Here is a 19,936-nt window from a genome sequence, read left to right as displayed (position 1 = left end):
TGGTTAACGAAAAAGACTCCCGCATGGTGCGGGAGTCTTTTTCGTTTATGGAACGAACTAAAGACTGAATGTGCTTGAGGAGAACGCAGCGAGGTTCGGGAAGATCGATGCGATCTGCGATGAAGTGAGACCGAACCAGGAAGCGATGGCGCCGGAGATCTGCTGTGTGGCAATCGTGGGAATCCACACACCCTGGCCGGTGTAGTCCTGGCTGCCGCCGAGGTCGAAGTCGGGCAGCGAGCCGATAAGCTGCCTGCCGGTGAGTCCGCCGCCGATGACGAACTGGTGATTGCCCCAGCCGTGGTCGCTGCCGTCGGAGGAGTTCGACTGCATGGTGCGCCCGAAGTCCGAGAGTGTCACGATCAGGACATCGTTCAACATGCCGATTTCCTGCATTGCCGCCACGAAGGCGCCGAGGCTGGCGTCGAGGTCCGAGAGCAGGGTGGCCTGGGTTCCAACCTGAGCGCCGTGCGTGTCGAAGTTGCCGGTGCTGCAGTAGAAGATCTGGCGGGAAGCCCCGACGACCGAGCGTCCGTTGATGGCCTGAGCGGCAGTCAACAGGTTCTGCCCCAGGGTGCTGGTGGGGAAGGTTGTCTTGAACGTAGATCCGGCGGTCAGGCTCTGCTGCAAGATGCTTTGCAGATTGTTTGCCTGGATGCGCATGTTCGCCGACTGCTCGATGAGCGTATTCGCGGACTGCTGGTCGAGCGCCGCGATTTCAGCTGCGGGAGCCGCGAGCGCGGCAGGCAGAGTCTGGCTGCCGTAGGCAGACTTCATCGCGGATATCGACTGGATGCTTTCACCCACGGTGAAGGTGCTGACACCGGTCACGCTGATTACGGGCGGAAGGGAACCGGAGAGGCTGGTGATCTGGTCGGCGATACGTCCGCCCCAGCCGCTGGTGGGGTAGGCATCCGTAGTGGCGCTTTCCCACTGTGCGATGGCAGCGGGGTGAGAGCCAAAGAGTTCGGGCAGCAGGGTCGCGTCCGCCTGCAGCTGAGCCTTGGTGAGCGGCTGATCCATCGGCCCACAGTTGGCAATGATGGAAGCATTGCCCTGAGAGAAGATCGACGCCAGATTGGTGAGGCTCGGGTGGAGACCGAGGAGCGTGCCGCTGGTGGCACACTGCACCTGGTGGAGCTGGCTCTGCGAGAGCGCGAGGGTCTGGCGCAGAGAGGTGTACTGGTTATAGAGAGAGCTTTCGAGCGGCACGACGGTGTTGTTGCCGTCGTTGCCGCCTTCGAGCGTGATGCAGACGATGGCCTTGTAACCACCGCTGGACTGGGCATAGGCCTGCACGCCGGCCATCCGCATCCATAGCGGCATAAAGGCCGTGGCGAGCCCGGTCTGGGCCCCGAGACGTAGAAATCCTCTGCGATTCAGCATATGACCTCTTAGTGAGAAATTTGGAATGAGTCAGAATTCAGTGCGAGATACAGAGCTTCCACCTGCTGCTCGCGCAGCGTGGGAACGGATGCGACGTAGTTTTCGATCACGCTCTTGGTTGCCGTCGGCATGGTTCCGTGGAAGAAGAGGTGGTCGACCGCGTCGAGCAGGTCAGGAATGTTAGAGAAGTGCGAGAAGAGCCAGCTCTGTGTCTGATAGTTCTTGTTGAAGCCAAGCTGGGTACCTTCAAGCACGCTGTAGAGCACCTGGGAACGTTGCGGCAGGTAGTTCGAGTCGTAAAGCTGGAACTCCGGAGCATTGATCGTAGTGCCGGGAATGTCGAATGTCGGCTGGTAGAAGCTGAAGACCGAGTTTGGATTCCAGATGTGCTCGCCCAGGCTGCGCTCGGTGTACACCAGCGCAGTCGTGGTCGGGGTCGTCTGGACGCCGCTCATCACGGCCAGGAAATAGAGGATCGGTTCCTGGAGATGACCGTCAGAGGCGGCGACCGTGTCGCTGTCTCCGGCGCGAGCTTCCGTATCGAGAAGAATCGCGCGCACGACAGCCTGCAGGTTGCCCCGGACGCCGGTGCCGTCATTCTCGAACACCTTGGAGATGCGCTCGATGTATTCGGGCGAGGGGTCGCTCTTCACCAGATGCTGGATCAGCAGCTTGGAGATGAAGGGTGGCACATTCTGGTGGTTGAAGACCGTATCCAGCGCGCTCTTCAGGTCTTCGGTGATGGTCTGGCCCGCGGGCAGCGTCACATTGCCGAGGAGCGTCTTCGAGCCCGTGTCATGCCGGCTCTCGTTCGCCTGAAGGGGAAGGCCGAAGTCCATGAGCAAGGCAGCGGTCGCGCTCGAATCGTTCGCCGGATTTGCCCATCCGGTGAGCGCGCGGCTCATGTCGAGTACGTTGGCCGTGTCATACGTGGCGATGGTCTTGCCATTCGAATCGAGAACCTGCGAGCCGTCGTCATTGAGCATCACGGGGCCAATCGTGAACAGCTGCATGAACTCGCGGGCATAGTTCTGGTTGGGGTGCTGTGCCGGGTTCAAGGGCGAGAAGTCATTGCCCAGGTTTAGCCAATAGCCCATCGTCGCGTTGAGAGTGACGTCGTTCATCAGAGTGCGGAAGTTCGCAAAAGCATCCTTCTCCATGAGCGTCTGCCAGGGAACCACGGTGGGGTAGATGTATCCATCGATCTCCGACGCCGTGATGAACTCCTCAAGCGCGAAGGCCACACGCTGGCGGAGGAGATTGCTGCCGCCGAGCGCGTTATAGAAGAACTGGATCTTGGTGAGATCGCTCGACGAAGACTCGACGGGGTAGGTCGAGACAGGCTGGGCGAACTGCTGCGTGAGGAAGGTGTCGAAGCCTTCCTGCTGGATCTGCGCGACGACATCCGGACGCGGTCCGAAGGCCGCCTGATAGCTGAAGCGGACAGCGGCGTCCCACGTGACAGCAGTCTGATTCACGACAGGCACGCTGACGGTATCGCTGGCGCTGGTCGCATTGCCTACGCCGACAGTGACCGCGGCGGTCCGCCACGGTGGAACGAAGGCCGTGGCGGTGAGTTTGGTGGCAGAAACATAAGTCGTCGGTACGGCTTCGCTGTTCACCCAGACTACGGATGAGCTGGAGAAGCCGGTGCCGGTCACCGTGATGGTGCTGCTGTTGATGGGCAGGCTGGCAGGGCTTACGGAAAGGCCGCCGGGGACAGAGATCGGCAGCGAGTATGCGGATGTGCTTCCGCCGCCGGGCGAGGGATTCTGCACCGTCATGGAGAGAGTGGTGTTTTCGCCCGCGGTACCGGGTACGACGGCCGTGACTTTGTTCCAGGAGACGTAGGTCGTCGCTACGGCCGATCCGTTGATGAGCACCGTGGTGCCGGGGACCATCTGCGCGCCGACGACGGAGACCGTGTTGCTGGTGCTCGTCAGGCTCGTCGGTGTGAAGGAGTAGACCGACGGCGCCGGGTTGATCAGCGTGATCGCATAGGTCGCAGTGGTGGTGGGGTCGGAGGTCAGCGCGGCCGTTACAGTCGCTACCTGGCCTGTATCGTTCGCCGAAGGAGCGGTATACAGTCCGGCCGAACTGATCGTGCCGGGCCCGCTCAGGGTCCAGGTGACTGCCGTGCTGGTGGTGCCGGTGATGACCGGCGTCAGCTGCACGTGGAGGCCAAGCCGTCCGGTATGGGTGTTCGCGCCGTCCGCACTGGTGGCATTCAGCGTCATGCTCAGGCCGGAGAGCGGCACCTGGATGGCCGACGAGGTTCCGCCTCCGGGACCGGCATTGTACGTAGCGATGGAGACGCCGCTCGTCGAAACCGTGACCGGTGCGCTTACTTCATACGGGGAAACGTACGAGGTTGCGACGGCTTTGCCGCTGACCAGTACGGTGGTCGAGGGGATGAAGCCACTCCCGGCAACGAGAACCGTTGTGGTTCCCTTGGGGAGCGAGCTGACAGAGAGCTTTGTCAGTACGGGCGCGGGGTTCAGCAGCTCGAAGGTGTATGAGGCAGTCACCGAAGAGTCGGAGGTGAGAGCGGCCTTGACCGTGATGCTCTGTCCTGCCGTACCGGAGGCGGGCGCGGTGTAGAGGCCTGCCGATGTGAGAGTGCCGGCTCCGCTGAGGCTGTACGTGACCGCTGTGCTCGTCGTGCCCGTAACGACGGGCGTGAGCTGCATGTGCAGACCCATCGTCACGCTGCCGGTATTCAAACCACCCGCGCTCTGTGCCTGGAGGGTCAGCCCGATCGCCGCGATGGAGGCGGAGACCGCGGGGCTGGTACCGCCCGACGGGCTACCGTTTACCGCAACGAAGGACACACTGCCGGTGGCCGTGGATGACAGGGTTACCTGTACATTGACCTGACTGATCGAGACATAGGTCGTCGGCAGAGCTGCGCCGTTCATGTAGACAACGGTGCCGGGAATGAAGCCCCAGCCGGTCAGCGCCACGGTGCTGGTGCCGCGAGGCAGAGCGGCCGGGCTGACCTTCGTGATGCTGGGCACGGGATTGACGATCGTGAGCGTGTATGTCGCGCTGACCGCGGGCGTGCTGTCGAGGGTCGCCGTGAACTTCACGGTTGTGCCGACAGAACCGGAATCCGGCGCCGAATAGAGGCCAGCGGTCGTAATGGAACCAGCTCCAGACATCGACCAGGTTACTGAAGTGCTGCTGCTGCCGCTTACCACGGGCGTGAGCTGCACATGCATGCCGAGTCGGGCAGTGCCGGAGTTGAGCCCATCGACGCTCGAGGCGCTGAGCGTCATGGTTGGCTGAGAGGCAACGGCGCGCTGCGGCGACAAAACCATCAAGATCGAAATAATCCCAAGAAAAGACAGGGATTTCGTTAGCAGTCCAAAAGAGGACCAAACAGTGCGCATATCAGCTCCTGATCGCGGCGTCATGGTGGCCGCGGAAAGCAAGGTAATAAGGGGCAGATCGGCAGAGAGGGAAAAGCAGGCCCACAAGGGCAAATAAGGGGGACTTACATTTCCTGCGGGGGGAGGAGCAGGCAGCGCCTAGGGGGATGTAAAGACCCTAACAGTAATTCGGCTTACGCGCAACAGTACCTTATATACGTTACCAAGGTTACTCGTGCTGATTTTCGACACCAAGGCGCACCTCCGCGATGACGCGGAAGCTACGACTGCAGATAAGAGGAAACTGATTGATATCATAAAGGAAGAAGCATTTCGGAACAGTGAAAAGTGAAGCGAGGGCAAGAGTTATGGCAGTTGCAGTGAGCCGTGCGGCCGAGGAATGGTTGAAGAAGATTGAGGGACGCACAGCGCGAATCGGCGTAATCGGCATGGGTTACGTAGGACTGCCGTTGATGCTCCTCTTCAGTGAGGCCGGCTTCCGTGTCACGGGTTTTGACATCGACGAAAAGAAGGTTTCGACGCTCAACCAGGGCGGCTCTTATATCGTTCGCATCCCGGCTACCGAGATCCAGGCCGCGCAGCGGGCTGGCTTTCTGGCGACTACCGATTTTGCAGCGATTACGGAGATGGACGCGGTCATCGTGTGCGTGCCGACACCGCTAACGGACTTCCATGAACCCGATCTGAGCTATGTGCAGGCGACGGCCGAGGCGATCGCTCCGCATCTGCGCGCGGGGCAGCTGGTTGTGCTCGAAAGCACGACCTACCCGGGAACGACAGAAGAAGAGTTGATCCCGATCCTCGAGGCAAAGAATCCCGGTGGTCTTCGCGTGGCACGGGATGCGCAGGCAGAGGGCTTCTACGTGGCGTTCTCGCCGGAGCGGGAAGACCCGGGCAATGACACTGTGGCGCGCCGCGATATCCCGAAGGTGGTGGGCGGTGCCGGGCCTGTTGCGCAGGAGCTGGCCTCTTCGCTCTATGCCACGATCTTCAATCGGACGGTGCCCGTTTCGACGCCTGCCACAGCCGAGATGACCAAGCTGCTCGAGAACATCTATCGGTGTGTGAACATCGCGCTGGTGAACGAACTGAAGCAGCTCTGCGAGCGTATGGGGATCGATATTTTCGAAGTCATCGATGCGGCGAAGACCAAGCCTTTCGGCTTCCAGGCGTTTTATCCAGGTCCGGGGCTCGGCGGCCATTGCATCCCGATCGACCCGTTCTATCTCTCGTGGAAGGCGAAGCAGTTCGATTTCCGCACCCGGTTCATCGAGCTTGCAGGCGAAGTGAATACGGCCATGCCGTATTACGTCATCGAGCGCACGGCCGACGCGCTGAACGAGCACGAGAAGGCGTTGAAGAACGCGAAGGTGCTGGTACTGGGCATGTCGTACAAGCGGGATGTCGACGACCTGCGCGAATCGCCGTCACTTACCGTGATTGAGTTACTGCGTCAGAAGGGCGCGATCGTTTCCTACAACGACCCGTATTTCCCGTATGTTGGACAGGGACGGCACTATCACCTCGACATGCACTGCGCGCCGCTCGAAAACCTTGGCAGCTACGATTGCGTGCTGATTGTGACGGATCACTCGGACTACGACTACGAGCGCATCGTGCGCGAATCGAAGCTGATCGTGGATACGCGCAACGCGACGAAGGGGATTGTCTCGGAAAAGATCGTGCGCTGCTGAATCAGGCGACCGCGGTCGCCTCGGCGAGTTCACGACGAATGGCAAGCGCCCGCTCATCGTACTTGAGCGGGTGAACGGCCATGTAATTCCTTTCGAGAATCTCCTGCGCGGAAAAGGGAAGCGGGTTCGCCACCTGGATCCATACTTTCGGCGTGCCTTCATCGTGTAACTCGATAAGTTTATGGCCCACGATGAAGGCTCCTATGGAGACGAGTGGGTCATCTTCCTTGATGATCCGGCTTCCTGCGTCGGGCATGGAGTCCCAGAATCCGACTTTTTCCAAAGCATAGAGCGTTTCGCCACTCATGATGTAGAAGGCGCCGAGGACATGATGTCCAGGCTTATAGCCGTTGCGCATCGCTGTGGACAAGTAGGGAAGATAGAACGGAAAGCCCGCTCGAAACTTCTTTGTGGCTTTGTCCCAGCCAAGGGGAAAGAGATCCCGGATCATGTTATTGCGGTGCCAGGAATGGCTGCGCGTGGTCTGGGAAGGTGAACGCATGTAGGATCCCACGATGCCGGGGCCTTGCTCTGCAAACTTCTTCCGGGCCAGCTCATCGATGCCATCACGAAGCCATACGTCGGGATCGAGCTGAATCAGCATCTCCAGTTTTTCCGGCGCATTCGCAATGCGATGGTAGGAGCGGAAGATAGAAACCGGGATGCCTCGGTAGCCCATCGGCTGCGGGTTGCGTGCGAGGTCGATGCGATCCGGATGCTGGTCGGCGAGGCCTTTCAAGAGCTCATAAGAGCCGTCGGTCGTAGCATCGTCGCGAACCCATATCTTCGCATCATGGTAGTGGCGAAGGATGGATTGAATTGCTTGTACTGCGATACCGCCCTCTTTCGGGCCTACTGTCAGAAGAAAGCCGATCATGGTTGGTTCTCGCGAAGCTGGAATTCCACTCGATGATACATGGGATGCAATCTTTCCTTGAGTGAATTTGCGGCGGGATACGAGTGCTAATCCGGATTGACTCGATGCATGAGGGAACGATCAGCGTGCCAGCGCCGCAGTGCGTAAAAACGCAAAGTCTCCGGATGGCGATGTGGTGACGTTCGTTAAACGCCGCGAATGCACGATGACGGTATCGAGGTACCAAAGATTGAGTGACGGAAGGTCGTGTGCCAGAACCTGCTGTACCTGGCGGTAATCGCCGGCACGCTGTGCATCGCTGGTGGCAGCTGCGGCGTCATCGAGCAGGGCATCTACCTGCGGATTGGAATAGTATCCGCGATTGCCGCCATGAGGCGGAATGCTGGAACCGGCGTAAGCATAATGGAAAATATCCGGCTGCTCATTGCCGCCGATCCAACGTGACGGCGCGAGCTGGAAGGCGCCTTTTACGAGGTCGGCATAGAACGTCGCGAATTCGTAACTGCGCAGGTCCAGTGAAATCCCGATTTGTGACAACTGTTGTTGCAGAATCACGGCGAGGAGCCGCGTGGTTTCGTCGGTCGAAGTTTTCATCCCCAGATGGAAGCGAATTCCATCTGGGCCGCGACGATAACCAGCTGCATCGAGCAGTGCATTGGCGGCGCCTGGATCATAGCTGACTGCGTCGAGCGTGCCGTGAGCACTCCAATAAAGAGGCTGTTCCGGTGGCAGAATGCTGTCTGCCACGCGGGCTTCACCGCGCAGCAGCGACTGAATGATGAGCGGTCGATTGATGCCGAGTGCGATGGCGCGGCGGATGCGGCTATCCCTGAGCGGCGCGTCGTGCATATTGAAGACGGTATACACCAGCGTCGTGCCGGGACCGTCTTCCACCGTGAGGCTGGGACGTGTGCGTAGCGTTTCCACCATATCCGGCGTCAGCGCATTGACTTCCACGTCGGCTGAACCTTTCTCGAGTTCGAGTGCGCGGGTGGTCGCATCCGGCACGACGGCGAAGGCGAGGTGCGGGATCTTAGCTGGTGCTGCCCAGTAGTTTTCCGATCGATCGAGCAGCACATCTTTATCGATCGTCTGGCTCACAAAGCGAAAAGGGCCGCTGCCTATGGGATGCCGCCAGAAGTCCTTGCCACTGCCATAAGGAACCACGCCGAAAGCACCGTCGCAGAGGTTCCACAACAATGCGGGGTCGGGTTTCTTGAGATGAATGACGACTGTGAGGGGATCGGGTGTCTCCACCGATTGAATCGTGCGATAAGAGCCGGACTTTACCGTGACGACGCTGCCATTGGTGATCGTGTCGAGCGTCCACTTCACGTCGCGCGAGGTGAGCGGGCGGCCATCCTGAAAATGCACGCCGCTGCGCAGATGAAAGATGTAAGTCTGTGGATCGGGCGTTTCCCAGCGCAGCGCGAGCGCGGGGTCGAGGCCGAAGTGGCTGTTGCGTGCGACAAGTGCGTCGAAGACGAGCGCGTCAATGCGCTCTGACTGTGCATCGGTACCGATGCGTGGATCGAGGTTCGTGGGGCTGCTCTCGATGAGCATGGTCACCGTATCGCTGTTCGAAGCGTGGTGTCCGCATGCAGTGAGTGTGCAGGCGAGGAGCGACGTGGCTACTGCGCTGAGAATCCGCTTAGACATAGGTAATCTGACCGAGGATTGCAGGGCGCGCGGCGCCGGTGGCGGCTGGGATGTTCGAAGGTTGATGGTGCCACGTTTGCCATGCGAGCAATGCAAACGCCGCTGCTTCTTTTGCCTGTGCAGGCATGCCGGTTTCGTCTGTTGTGAGGACGCAGGCGCCGAACGGAGTCAGACGCTCGGTGAGCATGTGCATCAATGTACGATTCTGCGCTCCGCCGCCGGCCACGATGTAGTCGACCGGCTGGCCGGCAATGCGTGGTGCGACGAAACGCTGCCAGGCATTGGCGATTGTCTCCGCGGTGAAGGCTGTGGCTGTAGCGATGGCGTCTTCCGGCTTCTGACTGTGCTTACGGCAGAGTGAGAGGAAGCGTGCTGTGTAATCCGCACCGTACTGCTCGCGGCCGCAGGATTTTGGAGGTTCGGCAGCGAAGTAGGCATCGCGCAGAAGTTCGGCCAGCACCGCAGGGATCACAGTGCCGCGGCGAGCGACGGAGCCGTTGCGATCGAAACGTTTGCCGGAGAGCTGCTCCATGAGCGCATCGACGATCATGTTCGCCGGGCCGGTATCGAAGGCGATCAGTTGATCGGGAGCAGCATCGCGGGGGATTACGGTAAGATTTGCGATGCCGCCGAGATTCTGCAGCACGCGTGCGCGGCGAGGATGCCGGAAGAGTGTGTAGTCGAGGAAGGGAACCAGCGGTGCGCCCTGGCCACCTGCGGCCATATCGGCAGGACGAAAGTTGGAGACGACGGGAATGCCGGCCTTCGCTGCGATGAGAGAAGCCTCACCGAGCTGCCAGGTGCAGGCGAATCTTTCTCCGAGATACGGTTCTGCTTTGCCCTGGTGGTAGATCGTCTGGCCGTGGCAACCGATCAGATCAGGACGCACACCTGCATTTGCTACCGCTGCTGTGACAGATGCGGCATAGGCAAGACCGAGCCGCCAGTTGAGACGCGCCAGCTCTGCGGTAGAGATTTCAGGCGAGTTCATGGCTGCGAGAACAGCCGCGCGCAGCTTCGCCGGGTAGCGTTCTGCGTGATGGGTAAGCAGTTTGAGGCGCGGGCCATTGGCGCCGGGAGTGATGCGGACGAGTGCGACGTCGATACCATCGGCTGAAGTGCCGCTCATGATGCCTGCGACGAGCATGCTGTTCTTCATCGGGCGATTTCCTCAGCGAACTTCTGGACTACGGTGCGCATGCGGAGAATGCGATCCTGCGGGATACGGCGATCAAGCGTTGCGGCTGGCAGTTTGCGGCGCAGCGTGTCGATACGGCGTCCCGCGGCTTCGATACGCCGGAGAAATGTGGCAGAACGCTCGGACTCGCGTAGCAGCGCTTCAAAAGCGCGGAGGGTTAGAACGGGATCCTTGCAGATCTCGATGACGTCTGTCCCGGCCGCGACGGCTTCTACGGCCGCGTCTTCGATGGAACGCTGCGTGAGAATACCGCCCATCTCCATGTCATCCGAGATGACGACGCCGCGAAAACCAATTTTCTTTCGTAGCACACTGTCGATCCAGAAGCGCGAGACGGATGCGGGTGCGGTGTCCTGTGTTTGAGGATAAGAGGCGTGTGCAACCATCACCATGGGCAGCCGTGGTGCGAGCGCGCGATAGACCGCGAGGTCGTTCTTCCATAGTTCCGGCCATGTGCGTTCGATCGAGGGCATGGCATGGTGCGAGTCGAGCGTTCCACCGCCAAGGCCAGGGAAGTGCTTGCCGCAGCCGAGGACATCTTCCTGCGCAAGGCCATCGAGGAAGGCATTGGCGTAGGTTGCGACGTGCTCCGGATTTTCTGCAACGACGCGCGTGCGCATTACCGCAGACGACGCGGGCAGGGCGAGGTCAAGCACCGGTGCGAGCGTCATATTGAAGCCTGCGAGCCGCACTTCTGCGCCGATCAGGCGACCGTGACGCTGATAAAAGCGGGACTTGCCGGTGGCGAACACCGCGGCGGGTGCAGGCATCGGCGCGATGAGATCCCGAAGGCGATCGACAAGGCCGCCTTCGAGATCGACACAGCGGAACTGCGGTTGTGACGAGAGGCTCTGTGCATCCTGCAGCAATGCACGGGTCTGATGGATTTCCTCGATGTTTCGACGAAAGAGGATCACACCGCTTGGCTCGATCAGCCTCAGCCATGCGCGTTCCATGGGGGTAATCGCTTTGCCTTCGAGCCCAACGAAGAGCAGTTTCCCGACACGCTGGCGGAGTGAGTTCATCGCGTCGACTGGCCTGCCTTGATCTCGGTCTTCAACTCTTCGAGAAAGTTGAGTGCCTGCAATGGAGTGAGGGCATTGATGTCCGTCGCTTCCAGGCGATCGATCACATGCTGCGAGAGCGGCGTGAACATGGTCATCTGCATGGGTGCTTCAGCTTCCGCAGCGACCTGCATACGTTCGGAGCGCTCATGCTGCTTGAGAACCTGGCGTGCACGCTGGATGACCTGCGACGGCAATCCGGCAAGCCGTGCGACATCGATACCGTAGCTCTTGTTCGCGGGACCTTCTTCAATGGAATGCAGGAAGACAATGCCCTGTGGCGACTCCTTCACGGCGACACGCAGATTCTTCAGCTTCGTCAACTGCTCGGCGAGGATGGTGAGCTCGTGATAGTGCGTGGCGAACAAAGTACGTGCGCCGACGCGGGCATGCAGGTGTTCGACCGTGGCCCAGGCGAGTGCGAGACCGTCGTACGTCGAGGTGCCGCGGCCCATCTCGTCTAAAAGGATCAGTGATTGTGACGTGGCTGTGTTGAGGATGGTCGCGGTCTCCATCATCTCGACCATGAATGTCGAACGGCCTCGTGCAACATTGTCGCTTGCACCAATGCGGGTGTAGACGCGATCGACGATGCCGTAGCGCATGCGCTCGGCAGGAACGAAGGAGCCGATCTGCGCCATGATGGCGAGCAGTGCAGCCTGCCGCAGGTAGGTCGACTTACCGCCCATGTTCGGACCGGTGAGCAGCAGCAGGCTTGGGCCATCCGTGTCGAGATAGAGGTTGTTGGGGATGAAGCGGCCTTCGCCTGCCTCCTCCATCAGGCACTCGATGACGGGGTGCCGACCCGCAACGATTTCAAGAACCGATGTCTCTGCGAGCAGCGGTTGCGTGTATCCGCGCGATGCGGCGAGGTGCGCGAAGCTTGTGAGCAGATCGATTTCGGCGACGATGGCGCTGGTCTTGCGAATGCGGCCCGAGCCGGCCATGATGCGGCGGCGCAGTTCGCCGAAGATCTGTTTCTCAATCTCGATAGAGCGGTCGTGAGCGGTGAGGACCTTGGTTTCGTATTCCTTCAGCTCGGGCGTGGTGAATCGCTCGGCATTGACGAGTGTCTGTTTGCGCTCGTAATCCGTGGGCACATTCGCGAGGTTCGACTTCGTAATTTCGATGTAGTAGCCGAAGACGTTATTAAAGCGAACCTTTAAGGATGAAATGCCGGTGCGCTGGCGTTCGCGCTCTTCAATCGCAGCGATGGACGAGCGCCCGCTGTGACTGATAGCCCGCAGCTCATCGAGCTCAGCATGAATGCCGGTCGCGATCACGCCGCCATCCGCGAGCGTGAGCGGAGGTTCGGGGATGAGAGTGCCAGAGATCTCCTGGTGTAGGTCTTCGAGCGTGTCGAGGCGGTTGTTCGCGCTCTTCCAGAGATGCGCGTTGAGCGGCGCGATGTCGGCGCGCAGCTGCGGCAGATGGCGGATGGATGCTGCCATTGCCATGAGGTCGCGCGGGCCTGCACTGTCGAGCGAGAGGCGTGCCAGCAGGCGTTCGAGGTCAAGGATGCCACTGAGGCCGCGCCGGATCTGTTCGCGCTGAATGAGATCGCCGCGCACTTTGGCGACGGCATCATAGCGATGCTGAATTTCTACAGGCTCAAGCAGTGGACGAAGCAGGGAAGAACGCAGCAGGCGTTTGCCCATCGGCGTCATCAGGCAATCGAGCGAGCGGAAGAGCGTCGCGTTGGTTCCAGCGTCCGTGAAGATGGGATCGAGCAGCTCGAGATTGCGCACCGTCACCTGGTCGAGGTGCATATGCTGGCTGCGCTCGTAGTAGCGGATGGCGTCGACGTGCGTAGCGTCGTTCTGCTGCGTCTGCCGTACGTAATGGACGATCACGCCGGCGGCAACGGCGGCCGCCCGATGCTGTGAGAGTCCGAAGCCTTCCAGAGAAAGTGCACCGAGCTGGCGCTCGAGCAGCGGCAGGGCGTAATCCGCACTGAAGGCGTAATCGTCGACGCTGGTTCTGGTGCGTGTGCGCGAAAGCGCGGCTGAGAGCTCCTGGCTCTCATTCAGCAGGCTGCTGCCGGGGTTGGCGAGCACCTCGGTGGCCCCGAGTTTTTCCAACTCATCGGCGGCCTGCTGCTGCGCAGTCGGGCCGGAGAATTCCGTCGCGCGGAAGTCGCCGGTTGAGAGATCGAGGAAGGCGAGACCGATGGTCGGGCCGTCGACATGGACGGAGGCGAGGTAGTTGTTCTCGCTGGAGCCGAGCGTCGGGTCGATGGCGGTGCCCGGCGTGAGTACACGGGTCACATCGCGCTTGACGATTTTCTTGGTGAGCTTCGGGTCTTCGAGCTGTTCGCAGATGGCAATGCGGTAGCCCTTGCGGAGCAGGCGAGTGATGTAGCCCTCGACCGCGTGGTAGGGCATACCGCACATGGGCTGGGTCTTTTCACGGTCACGGGCGGTCAGCGTGAGCTGCAGTTCGCGCGAGGCGACCTTGGCGTCCTCGTAAAAGAGCTCGTAAAAGTCGCCCATGCGGAAGAAGAGCAGGGCGTCGGGATGCTGGCGCTTGGCGGCCCAGTACTGGCGCATGAGCGGAGTCTGCGCGGCTTCATTTTGCGATGCGGTGATATCAGACACGGAAACGCCAGCATATCGCGAAGGATAGGCTGGCGTGTAGTGTGACCCCCTGTGATCGGGCTAAGCGGCGTCTGCGATATGGGAGATGGCGTCGCTGCCGTGCTGTTTGACCATCTTGTTATAGGTACCCAGCAGAAGGAACGGGGCGGCCCACTGGCCGACGAAAAGCGCGGTCTGGTGCTTGCCGAAGGCCTTCAGCGTGAGGGATGTCGCCATCGAGGCAAGCGCTGCGCCGAGGAAGAAGCTGGAAGGCAGCTTCGACGACTGGCTTTCGAGATACGAGGTGACCTGATCTTCATGGACCTGGCCCGGTTTCACGCGATAGTCCGTCATATTGCACTCTCCGCATTCTGGATTTCGTTTTCTGTCGTTCTGCTGGTTGGGATGCGAGGAGGCCGAGCTGCTCGGCCAGGGGAAGGCGAAGTTTGTCACTGGATGAAAGCCAGGCCGCGGCGTTATTGGTGAGATCACCGCGGAAACCGCGCCGGATGTGTGTCGCAGCTCACAAATTCCTCTGGAAAAGGCGCGTATACTAAAGATTACGCAAGTGTTTAGGAGAGATATGTTTCTACTCTGGCTCCGGGTGGCGGTGGTACTTTATGGCTGCGCCTCGGTGTCGGCATTTGCGGCGGTGCTCGGGAACCGGGAAGGCTGGCGCAAGGTCTGCCTGCCGCTGGCTGGCGCAGCGTGGTTCGCTCACCTGACTTCAACGGTAGAACGGCTGGTGCTGGCGCACCGCTGGCTGCCTGTCGGCACGCACGAGGTGCAGTCGGCGCTGGCTCTGCTGATCGTGACGGTATTCCTGGCGGTTGCGATCTTCTACCGCACGCTCTCCTTTGGAATCTTTGCGTTGCCGCTGGCGTTCCTGCTCACGGTCGTGCCCGCGCTGGGACCGGACAAGTACACCTTTTCTTCGCCGATGATTCGCAGCGGGTGGCTGTTCCTGCATATCGGAGCCCTGCTGCTGGCTTACGCGGCGCTGCTCTTCAGCCTTACGGCCAGCAGCCTCTACCTGATGCAGGAGCGGAGGCTTAAGAGCCCACGCTCGCCTGCGTTCCTCAACTGGCTGCCGCCGCTTGAGACGATGGATCAGATCGCGCAGAAGACGCTGGTGCTGGGCTTCCACGGGATGACTGTGGGTCTGCTGGCGGGTTCGCTGATCGCGCAGGAGAGTGTCGGCGCGGCGTATTTTGCCGATCCTAAGGTCGTGCTGTCTTTCGTGATGTGGGCGCTGTACATGGTGATGCTGTTTGTACGGCGGAGCCGGGGACTGCGCGGCAGACGGGCGGTGTATCTCTCGTCGGTTGTATTTCTTGTGATGCTAAGTGTATGGGCCGCGAATCTATTCAGTACGGTCCACAGGTTCAGCGCTCCATGAAATTGCTCCTCACAGGTTTGAATCACAAAACGGCGCCAGTGGAGCTGCGTGAGCGGCTGGCCGTTTCGCCTGACCGGTTGAGCGTGGAGACGGCGGCGTTGCTGGAGCACGAGGGCGTTCGTGAGGCGATGATCGTTTCCACGTGCAACCGCGTGGAGATGCTGGTGGCCTACGAGGGGCCAGAGCCTGAACTGCCTGATTTTCTGCAGGCGCGCTATGCGGTCAGGCGGGAACTGGTGGTCCCGCATCTCTACGAATACCGCGAAATGGACGCGGCACGGCATCTTTTCCGTGTGGCTGCAAGCCTGGATTCCATGGTCGTCGGGGAGTCGCAGATCCTGGGGCAGGTGAAGGAATCTTACGCCGCGGCGCGTGAAGCCGGGGCTATGGGCGGTAACCTGGAGCGGCTGCTGCAGGGCGCATTCGCGGCGGCGAAGAAGGTGCGCACGGAGACGCAGATCGGCTCTTCATCGGTGTCGATCGCCTCGGTTGCAGTCGATCTTGTCCGCAAGATTTTCGGTTCGCTCAAGGGCAAGCGGGTGCTGCTGGTAGGCGCCGGCAAGATGAGCGAGCTGGCGGCACGGCACCTGATGCAGCAAGGCGCGAGCTCGCTGATTATTTCGAATCGTACACATGAGCGCGCTATAAGGCTGGCGGATAAGTTCAGCGCCCAGGTGATTCGCTTCGAAGATATCTACGCGCGGGCGCATGAGGCTGACATCCTCATCACATCGACCGGCGCACCGGAGTTTCTATTTTCCGCTCCGAATGCGCAGCAGTTTTTGCAGAGGCGCAAGAACCGGCCGATGGTGTTTATCGATATCGCCGTACCGCGCGATGTCGATCCCGAAATCAATCGCCTGGAAGGCGCGTTCGTTTACGACATCGACGATCTGCAGCAGGTGGCAGCGAGCAATCTTGTCGATCGCGAGCGCGAGGCGCAGATGGCCGAGACGATTCTCGATGAAGAGATCGATCGCTATCGCAGCCGCCTGGAAACGCTGGACGTGGTGCCTACGTTGCGCGAGCTGCAAGGGTATGCCGAGCAGATCCGGCAGGGTGAGCTGCGCCGTGCGCAGGCACGCCTGCAGGCTTTGACCCCGGATCAGATGGCAGCTGTGGAGGCTGTCACCCGCGGATTGGTGAACAAGTTTCTCCACCATCCGCTGCAGGCGCTGAAGAGCGCGGCGCGGGAAGGTGACGTGACGGCGATCGACGCCATCCGTACGGCATTCCACCTGGGCCCGACCATCGATGAGCCGATGGCGCGCCCTGCAGATTCTGCGTCCGCGCTGCATGAGCGGCTGGCGCTGCAAGAGGATCATGACTGAGATTTCCCCTAGCATGGCAGAGAGCGCAGAGCCTCTCCGGATCGGCTCGCGCGGCTCACAGCTGGCGTTGTGGCAGGCCAACTACATTGCGGACAAGCTGAGGGCGCAGGGTTATGGCGTCGAAATCGAGATCATCCGCACCACGGGCGATGCGCTGCAGACGGTCAGCTTCAAGCAGGTGGGCACGAAAGGCATGTTCACCAAGGAGATCGAAGAGGCGCTGCTCGAAGGGCGCATCGATCTTGCCGTGCATAGCCTGAAGGATCTGCCGACAACGCTCGAGGCTCCGTTCACTCTGGCGGCGATCCCGCCGCGTGTCGATCCGAGCGATGCCTTCGTGTCCATCCATCACGAGACGTTTGCGTCTCTGCCGCAGGGCGCGCGTGTGGGGACGAGTAGCCTGCGCCGGCAGGCGCAGCTTCGCGCGCAGCGGCACGATCTCGATTACGTGGAGTTTCGCGGCAATATCGATACGCGTTTGCGCAAGCTGGCCGAGGGGCAGGTCGAAGCGATTATCCTTGCAGCCGCTGGTCTGGAGCGGCTTCAGCTGACAGAGCATGTACGCGAACGTTTCCCAGCGCTGATCGTTTGCCCGGCAGCCGGGCAGGGCGCGCTGGCAATAGAGACGCGCGCAGGCGACGAAACGACGCTTGCGGCGCTGGCGTTTCTCGATGACGCGCCGACGCGCTTCGCGGTAACGGCAGAGCGCGAAGCACTTGCGGCGCTCGGCGGAGGCTGCCAGGTGCCGATCGGCATTCACTGTCGTCCTCTGAATGCGGCATGCAGCGGCTACAGCATTCTCGGCACGGTGGCTGCGCCGGATGGCACGAGCCTGGTGCGGGCAGAGCTGGAATGTCAGTCGAGCGAAAGCCCTGCCGCCCTGGGCCACAAGCTTGCGGCCCGGCTGCTGGAGCAGGGCGCCGGAGATATCCTTGCGCTGCTGGGCGATGCGCCCCGGATTTGAGGGCTTGAGGATATGAGCCTTCCGCTCACGGGACGGCGCGTGCTGGTCACGCGGGCATCGGTCCAGGCCGGCCGTCTCTCGGCGAAGCTGACAGAGCTGGGGGCCGAGGCGATAGAAATTCCAGCCATAGCGATCGAGCCTCCGGAGTCGTTCGAGATTCTCGATGCGGCTTTGCGCGATCTGTCACGGTATCAGTTACTCACTCTGACGAGCGCCAATGCGGTTGCGCCGCTGCTTGAGCGGATGCAGCGGGCGGGCGTCTCCATCGAGGCTCTGGCTGCGTTGCGCGTGGCTGCGATCGGTCCTGCGACGGCACGGGCTCTGCGTGAAGCCGGTGTGCGGGTGGATGTGATTCCGGAAGAATATGTAGCCGAGTCGCTGCTGGCCGCATTGCGTGAGGATGTTGCCGGGCAGCTGGTGCTGGTGGTAAGAGCAGCTGTGGCGCGGGATGTGCTCCCCGAAGGCTTGCGGGCGCAGGGCGCGGAGGTAACCGTTGCCGACGCTTACCGGACGGTGATTCCGCAGAGCTCGATCGAGATGATCCGCACATTGTTTGCAGAAGGAGCGCCGAAGCTGGACGCCGCGACCTTTACAAGCGCATCCACGGTTACGAATTTCCTCGCATTGCTGGAGCGCGCCGGATTGGCACGCCCGGCTGGCCTGCGAGCTGTCTCAATCGGTCCGATCACCAGCGAAGCATTGCGCGCAGCGGGATGGGAACCTGCTGTTGAAGCGGCCCCGCATGATCTCGACGGGCTGGTAGAGGCGCTTGTGAAGGTGCTGGCCTAGCGCAGTTTCTCCGCGTCCACGCTGGACCAGGTCTTGTCCGTGGAATAGCAAAGGTCTTCGAGAGTGCAGTCCACGCAACGTGGCTTGCGCGCGATGCAGACCTGGCGTCCATGGTGGATGATTTCGTGGGAATACTGAATCCAGCGGTCCTGGGGCAGGATTTTCATCAGATCCTGCTCGACCTTCTTGGGCTCAGTGGCCTGGGTAAGGCCGAGACGACGTGAGATGCGCAGTACGTGCGTATCGACGACGACGCCCTCGGCAAGGCCGTAGGCGACACCGAGTACGACACTGGCGGTCTTGCGAGCTGCGCCGGGCACGGTGATGAGTTCGGCGAGCGTGCGTGGCACCTTGCCCTTGAAGTCATAAGCGATGCGCCGCGCCGCGCCGGCGATCGATTTTGCCTTATTTCGATAAAAGCCGGTAGAGCGAATCTCTTCTTCGATCGCAGTCGTCGAGGCCTGGGCCATGGCCTCCGGGGTTGGATATTTGCGGAAGAGCTCCGGGGTAACCATGTTCACGCGGGCATCCGTGCATTGCGCGGAAAGAATCGTCGCAACCAGCAGTTCCCACGCGTTGCGGTGATGCAGCGCGCACTCCGCATTGGGATAAGCGGCGGCGAGGCGGCGAAGAATCTCGTCAATGCGCTCCGGGGCGAGATCGGTCTTCGCGCTGCGCTTTGGACTGGCTTTGCTTTTTGCCGCGGAGGCTGTCTTCTTCGCGGGGCTCTTCACGGATTTTGCGGCGCTCTTTGTCGTAGCCATGGTGGAGTTATTTGGAGTGGATCACTGTCAGATTAGAAAAAAGCTAATTCGGGTTGCCGCCAGTATTTGTTTCGGCAGTCTCAATGCCGAAGAGGCTTTCGAGCCGCGCCAGACGCTCCCGTGTTTCGTTGAGTTCTGCCCGGAGGCTGGTTACTTCTGCTTCGAGAACGGCGATGCGGTCGTACGACGGGGCGGTATTCGATGCCGTAGCGGGTGAGGCTTCGCGCGGAGTCAAGACTGGCGTGCCGCCCAAGGTGTGCGCATAGCGGGCTTCCTTCTCGCCGGGCTGACGGGGCAGCAGGGTCACGAGAGGAGCGTGTTCGCGGCGCTGTGCGGAGTCCTCTTCCGACGGCTGGCGGCTCAGGCGCTCAAGTGTAGAGGTGACAGCTCCGATGTCGTCGAAGGTATAAAGTCGGTCGGCGCGGCTGCGCAGCTCGCCGGGCGTCTGCGGGCCGCGCAGCAATAGCAGGCACAGCACCGCGATCTCCGGACGCTTGAGGTCGAGTAGGCTGCGAGCCTGGTGCTCGTACTTGGCCACGCGGGAATCGTGTACCCGGCGGACCAGGGACAGGTCTTCGAGCTGAGAAAGGGCGCGCTCCACGGCAATCTCATCGAGCTGCATTACCGGCTCGCGGCTGGATTTCTGATTGCAGGCATTGACCAGCGCGTTGAGCGAGAGCGGATAGTACTCGGGGGTGGTGATCTCTTTTTCGATCAGTGAGCCGAGGACGCGGAGTTCGTTGGGTTCGAGCTGGGTGGGCATAGGGCGTCCTGATCAGGATAGCGGTTCGGCCAGAAAAAGTTTGAAACAGTTGTTAACCGGGAAGGGGACCGCTTCGTTAT

At 60.9% G+C, this 19,936-nt stretch carries 15 protein-coding genes; 5 read left to right on the top strand and 10 right to left on the bottom strand.

All coding sequences use genetic code 11. The features are described 5' to 3' along the window. Positions 1-57: 57 nt before the first annotated feature. Together QM649_RS01835 and QM649_RS01830 are read right to left on the bottom strand one after the other, a co-directional pair. Positions 58-1,386 carry a DUF1501 domain-containing protein gene (locus tag QM649_RS01835; RefSeq protein WP_415197296.1) on the bottom strand — a complete coding sequence of 443 codons (1,329 nt, stop codon included), beginning with the start codon at positions 1,384-1,386 and terminating at the stop codon, positions 58-60. Between the two features lie 8 nt (positions 1,387-1,394). Further along, entirely contained in the window at positions 1,395-4,706 is a 3,312-nt protein-coding gene (locus QM649_RS01830) for a DUF1800 family protein (protein ID WP_415197362.1), read from the bottom strand. A gap of 419 nt (positions 4,707-5,125) precedes the next feature. Here QM649_RS01830 and QM649_RS01825 point away from each other — a divergent pair, with 419 nt between their 5' ends. Beyond that, on the top strand, positions 5,126-6,472 hold the full coding sequence (locus tag QM649_RS01825) for a nucleotide sugar dehydrogenase (protein ID WP_415197295.1): 1,347 nt from the start codon (positions 5,126-5,128) through the stop codon (positions 6,470-6,472). Between the two features lies 1 nt (position 6,473). Here QM649_RS01825 and QM649_RS01820 read toward each other — a convergent pair whose 3' ends face one another. The 6 genes from QM649_RS01820 to QM649_RS01795 all read right to left on the bottom strand — a co-directional run bounded on the left by QM649_RS01820 (position 6,474) and on the right by QM649_RS01795 (position 14,200). Continuing rightward, complete coding sequence (locus QM649_RS01820; protein WP_415197294.1) at positions 6,474-7,349, bottom strand: hypothetical protein; 876 nt, start codon at positions 7,347-7,349, stop codon at positions 6,474-6,476. 120 nt (positions 7,350-7,469) lie between these two features. Then, positions 7,470-9,008 (bottom strand): ABC transporter substrate-binding protein, encoded by a 1,539-nt coding sequence (locus tag QM649_RS01815; protein WP_415197293.1) that lies wholly within the window; start codon positions 9,006-9,008, stop codon positions 7,470-7,472. Continuing rightward, positions 9,001-10,167, bottom strand: a complete 1,167-nt coding sequence (locus QM649_RS01810) for an anhydro-N-acetylmuramic acid kinase (protein ID WP_415197292.1) — start codon at positions 10,165-10,167, stop codon at positions 9,001-9,003. Before QM649_RS01810 ends, QM649_RS01815 begins: the two co-directional genes overlap by 8 nt. Beyond that, complete coding sequence (nagZ, locus tag QM649_RS01805; protein ID WP_415197291.1) at positions 10,164-11,231, bottom strand: beta-N-acetylhexosaminidase; 1,068 nt, start codon at positions 11,229-11,231, stop codon at positions 10,164-10,166. Before nagZ ends, QM649_RS01810 begins: the two co-directional genes overlap by 4 nt. Continuing rightward, positions 11,228-13,867, bottom strand: a complete 2,640-nt coding sequence (gene mutS, locus QM649_RS01800; RefSeq protein ID WP_415197290.1) for a DNA mismatch repair protein MutS — start codon at positions 13,865-13,867, stop codon at positions 11,228-11,230. The genes nagZ and mutS overlap by 4 nt, the downstream gene beginning before the upstream one ends. Positions 13,868-13,927: 60 nt before the next feature. Beyond that, the gene (locus tag QM649_RS01795; RefSeq protein WP_415197289.1) at positions 13,928-14,200 is read right to left on the bottom strand and encodes a hypothetical protein; all 273 of its coding nucleotides are present in this window, start codon (positions 14,198-14,200) and stop codon (positions 13,928-13,930) included. Positions 14,201-14,429: 229 nt separating this feature from the next. On the opposite strand from QM649_RS01795, the gene ccsA reads away from it, so the two are divergent. The 4 genes from ccsA to QM649_RS01775 are packed head-to-tail and all read left to right on the top strand — an operon-like array spanning position 14,430 to position 18,329. Then, positions 14,430-15,245, top strand: a complete 816-nt coding sequence (gene ccsA, locus QM649_RS01790) for a cytochrome c biogenesis protein CcsA (protein WP_415197288.1) — start codon at positions 14,430-14,432, stop codon at positions 15,243-15,245. Next, on the top strand, positions 15,242-16,576 hold the full coding sequence (hemA, locus tag QM649_RS01785; RefSeq protein ID WP_415197287.1) for a glutamyl-tRNA reductase: 1,335 nt from the start codon (positions 15,242-15,244) through the stop codon (positions 16,574-16,576). The genes ccsA and hemA overlap by 4 nt, the downstream gene beginning before the upstream one ends. Positions 16,577-16,589: 13 nt before the next feature. Continuing rightward, positions 16,590-17,540 carry a hydroxymethylbilane synthase gene (gene hemC, locus QM649_RS01780; protein ID WP_415197286.1) on the top strand — a complete coding sequence of 317 codons (951 nt, stop codon included), beginning with the start codon at positions 16,590-16,592 and terminating at the stop codon, positions 17,538-17,540. 12 nt (positions 17,541-17,552) lie between these two features. After that, complete coding sequence (locus tag QM649_RS01775; protein ID WP_415197285.1) at positions 17,553-18,329, top strand: uroporphyrinogen-III synthase; 777 nt, start codon at positions 17,553-17,555, stop codon at positions 18,327-18,329. On the opposite strand, the gene nth is transcribed toward QM649_RS01775, so the two are convergent. Both nth and QM649_RS01765 read right to left on the bottom strand, forming a co-directional pair. After that, positions 18,326-19,093, bottom strand: coding sequence for an endonuclease III (nth, locus tag QM649_RS01770; RefSeq protein ID WP_415197284.1), 768 nt, complete (start codon positions 19,091-19,093; stop codon positions 18,326-18,328). The genes QM649_RS01775 and nth overlap by 4 nt on opposite strands. A gap of 43 nt (positions 19,094-19,136) precedes the next feature. After that, entirely contained in the window at positions 19,137-19,856 is a 720-nt protein-coding gene (locus QM649_RS01765; RefSeq protein ID WP_415197283.1) for a YceH family protein, read from the bottom strand. Positions 19,857-19,936 lie beyond the last annotated feature (80 nt).

It is taken from the genome of Silvibacterium sp. (assembly GCF_047605705.1).
Lineage (GTDB): Bacteria > Acidobacteriota > Terriglobia > Terriglobales > Acidobacteriaceae > Silvibacterium.
This window is presented reverse-complemented; position numbering and strand designations above follow the sequence as displayed.

What these genes read in the sequence shown, in the direction of transcription:
- QM649_RS01775 (WP_415197285.1), top strand. Translation starts at nt 17,553, where the DNA reads ATGAGCCTTCCGCTCACGGGACGGCGCGTGCTGGTCACGCGGGCATCG.
- nth (WP_415197284.1), bottom strand. Translation starts at nt 19,093, where the DNA reads ATGGCTACGACAAAGAGCGCCGCAAAATCCGTGAAGAGCCCCGCGAAG.
- hemC (WP_415197286.1), top strand. Translation starts at nt 16,590, where the DNA reads ATGGCAGAGAGCGCAGAGCCTCTCCGGATCGGCTCGCGCGGCTCACAG.
- QM649_RS01825 (WP_415197295.1), top strand. Translation starts at nt 5,126, where the DNA reads ATGGCAGTTGCAGTGAGCCGTGCGGCCGAGGAATGGTTGAAGAAGATT.
- nagZ (WP_415197291.1), bottom strand. Translation starts at nt 11,231, where the DNA reads ATGAACTCACTCCGCCAGCGTGTCGGGAAACTGCTCTTCGTTGGGCTC.
- QM649_RS01835 (WP_415197296.1), bottom strand. Translation starts at nt 1,386, where the DNA reads ATGCTGAATCGCAGAGGATTTCTACGTCTCGGGGCCCAGACCGGGCTC.
- QM649_RS01810 (WP_415197292.1), bottom strand. Translation starts at nt 10,167, where the DNA reads ATGAAGAACAGCATGCTCGTCGCAGGCATCATGAGCGGCACTTCAGCC.
- QM649_RS01765 (WP_415197283.1), bottom strand. Translation starts at nt 19,856, where the DNA reads ATGCCCACCCAGCTCGAACCCAACGAACTCCGCGTCCTCGGCTCACTG.
- QM649_RS01795 (WP_415197289.1), bottom strand. Translation starts at nt 14,200, where the DNA reads ATGACGGACTATCGCGTGAAACCGGGCCAGGTCCATGAAGATCAGGTC.
- QM649_RS01820 (WP_415197294.1), bottom strand. Translation starts at nt 7,349, where the DNA reads ATGATCGGCTTTCTTCTGACAGTAGGCCCGAAAGAGGGCGGTATCGCA.
- QM649_RS01830 (WP_415197362.1), bottom strand. Translation starts at nt 4,706, where the DNA reads ATGGTTTTGTCGCCGCAGCGCGCCGTTGCCTCTCAGCCAACCATGACG.
- hemA (WP_415197287.1), top strand. Translation starts at nt 15,242, where the DNA reads ATGAAATTGCTCCTCACAGGTTTGAATCACAAAACGGCGCCAGTGGAG.
- ccsA (WP_415197288.1), top strand. Translation starts at nt 14,430, where the DNA reads ATGTTTCTACTCTGGCTCCGGGTGGCGGTGGTACTTTATGGCTGCGCC.
- QM649_RS01815 (WP_415197293.1), bottom strand. Translation starts at nt 9,008, where the DNA reads ATGTCTAAGCGGATTCTCAGCGCAGTAGCCACGTCGCTCCTCGCCTGC.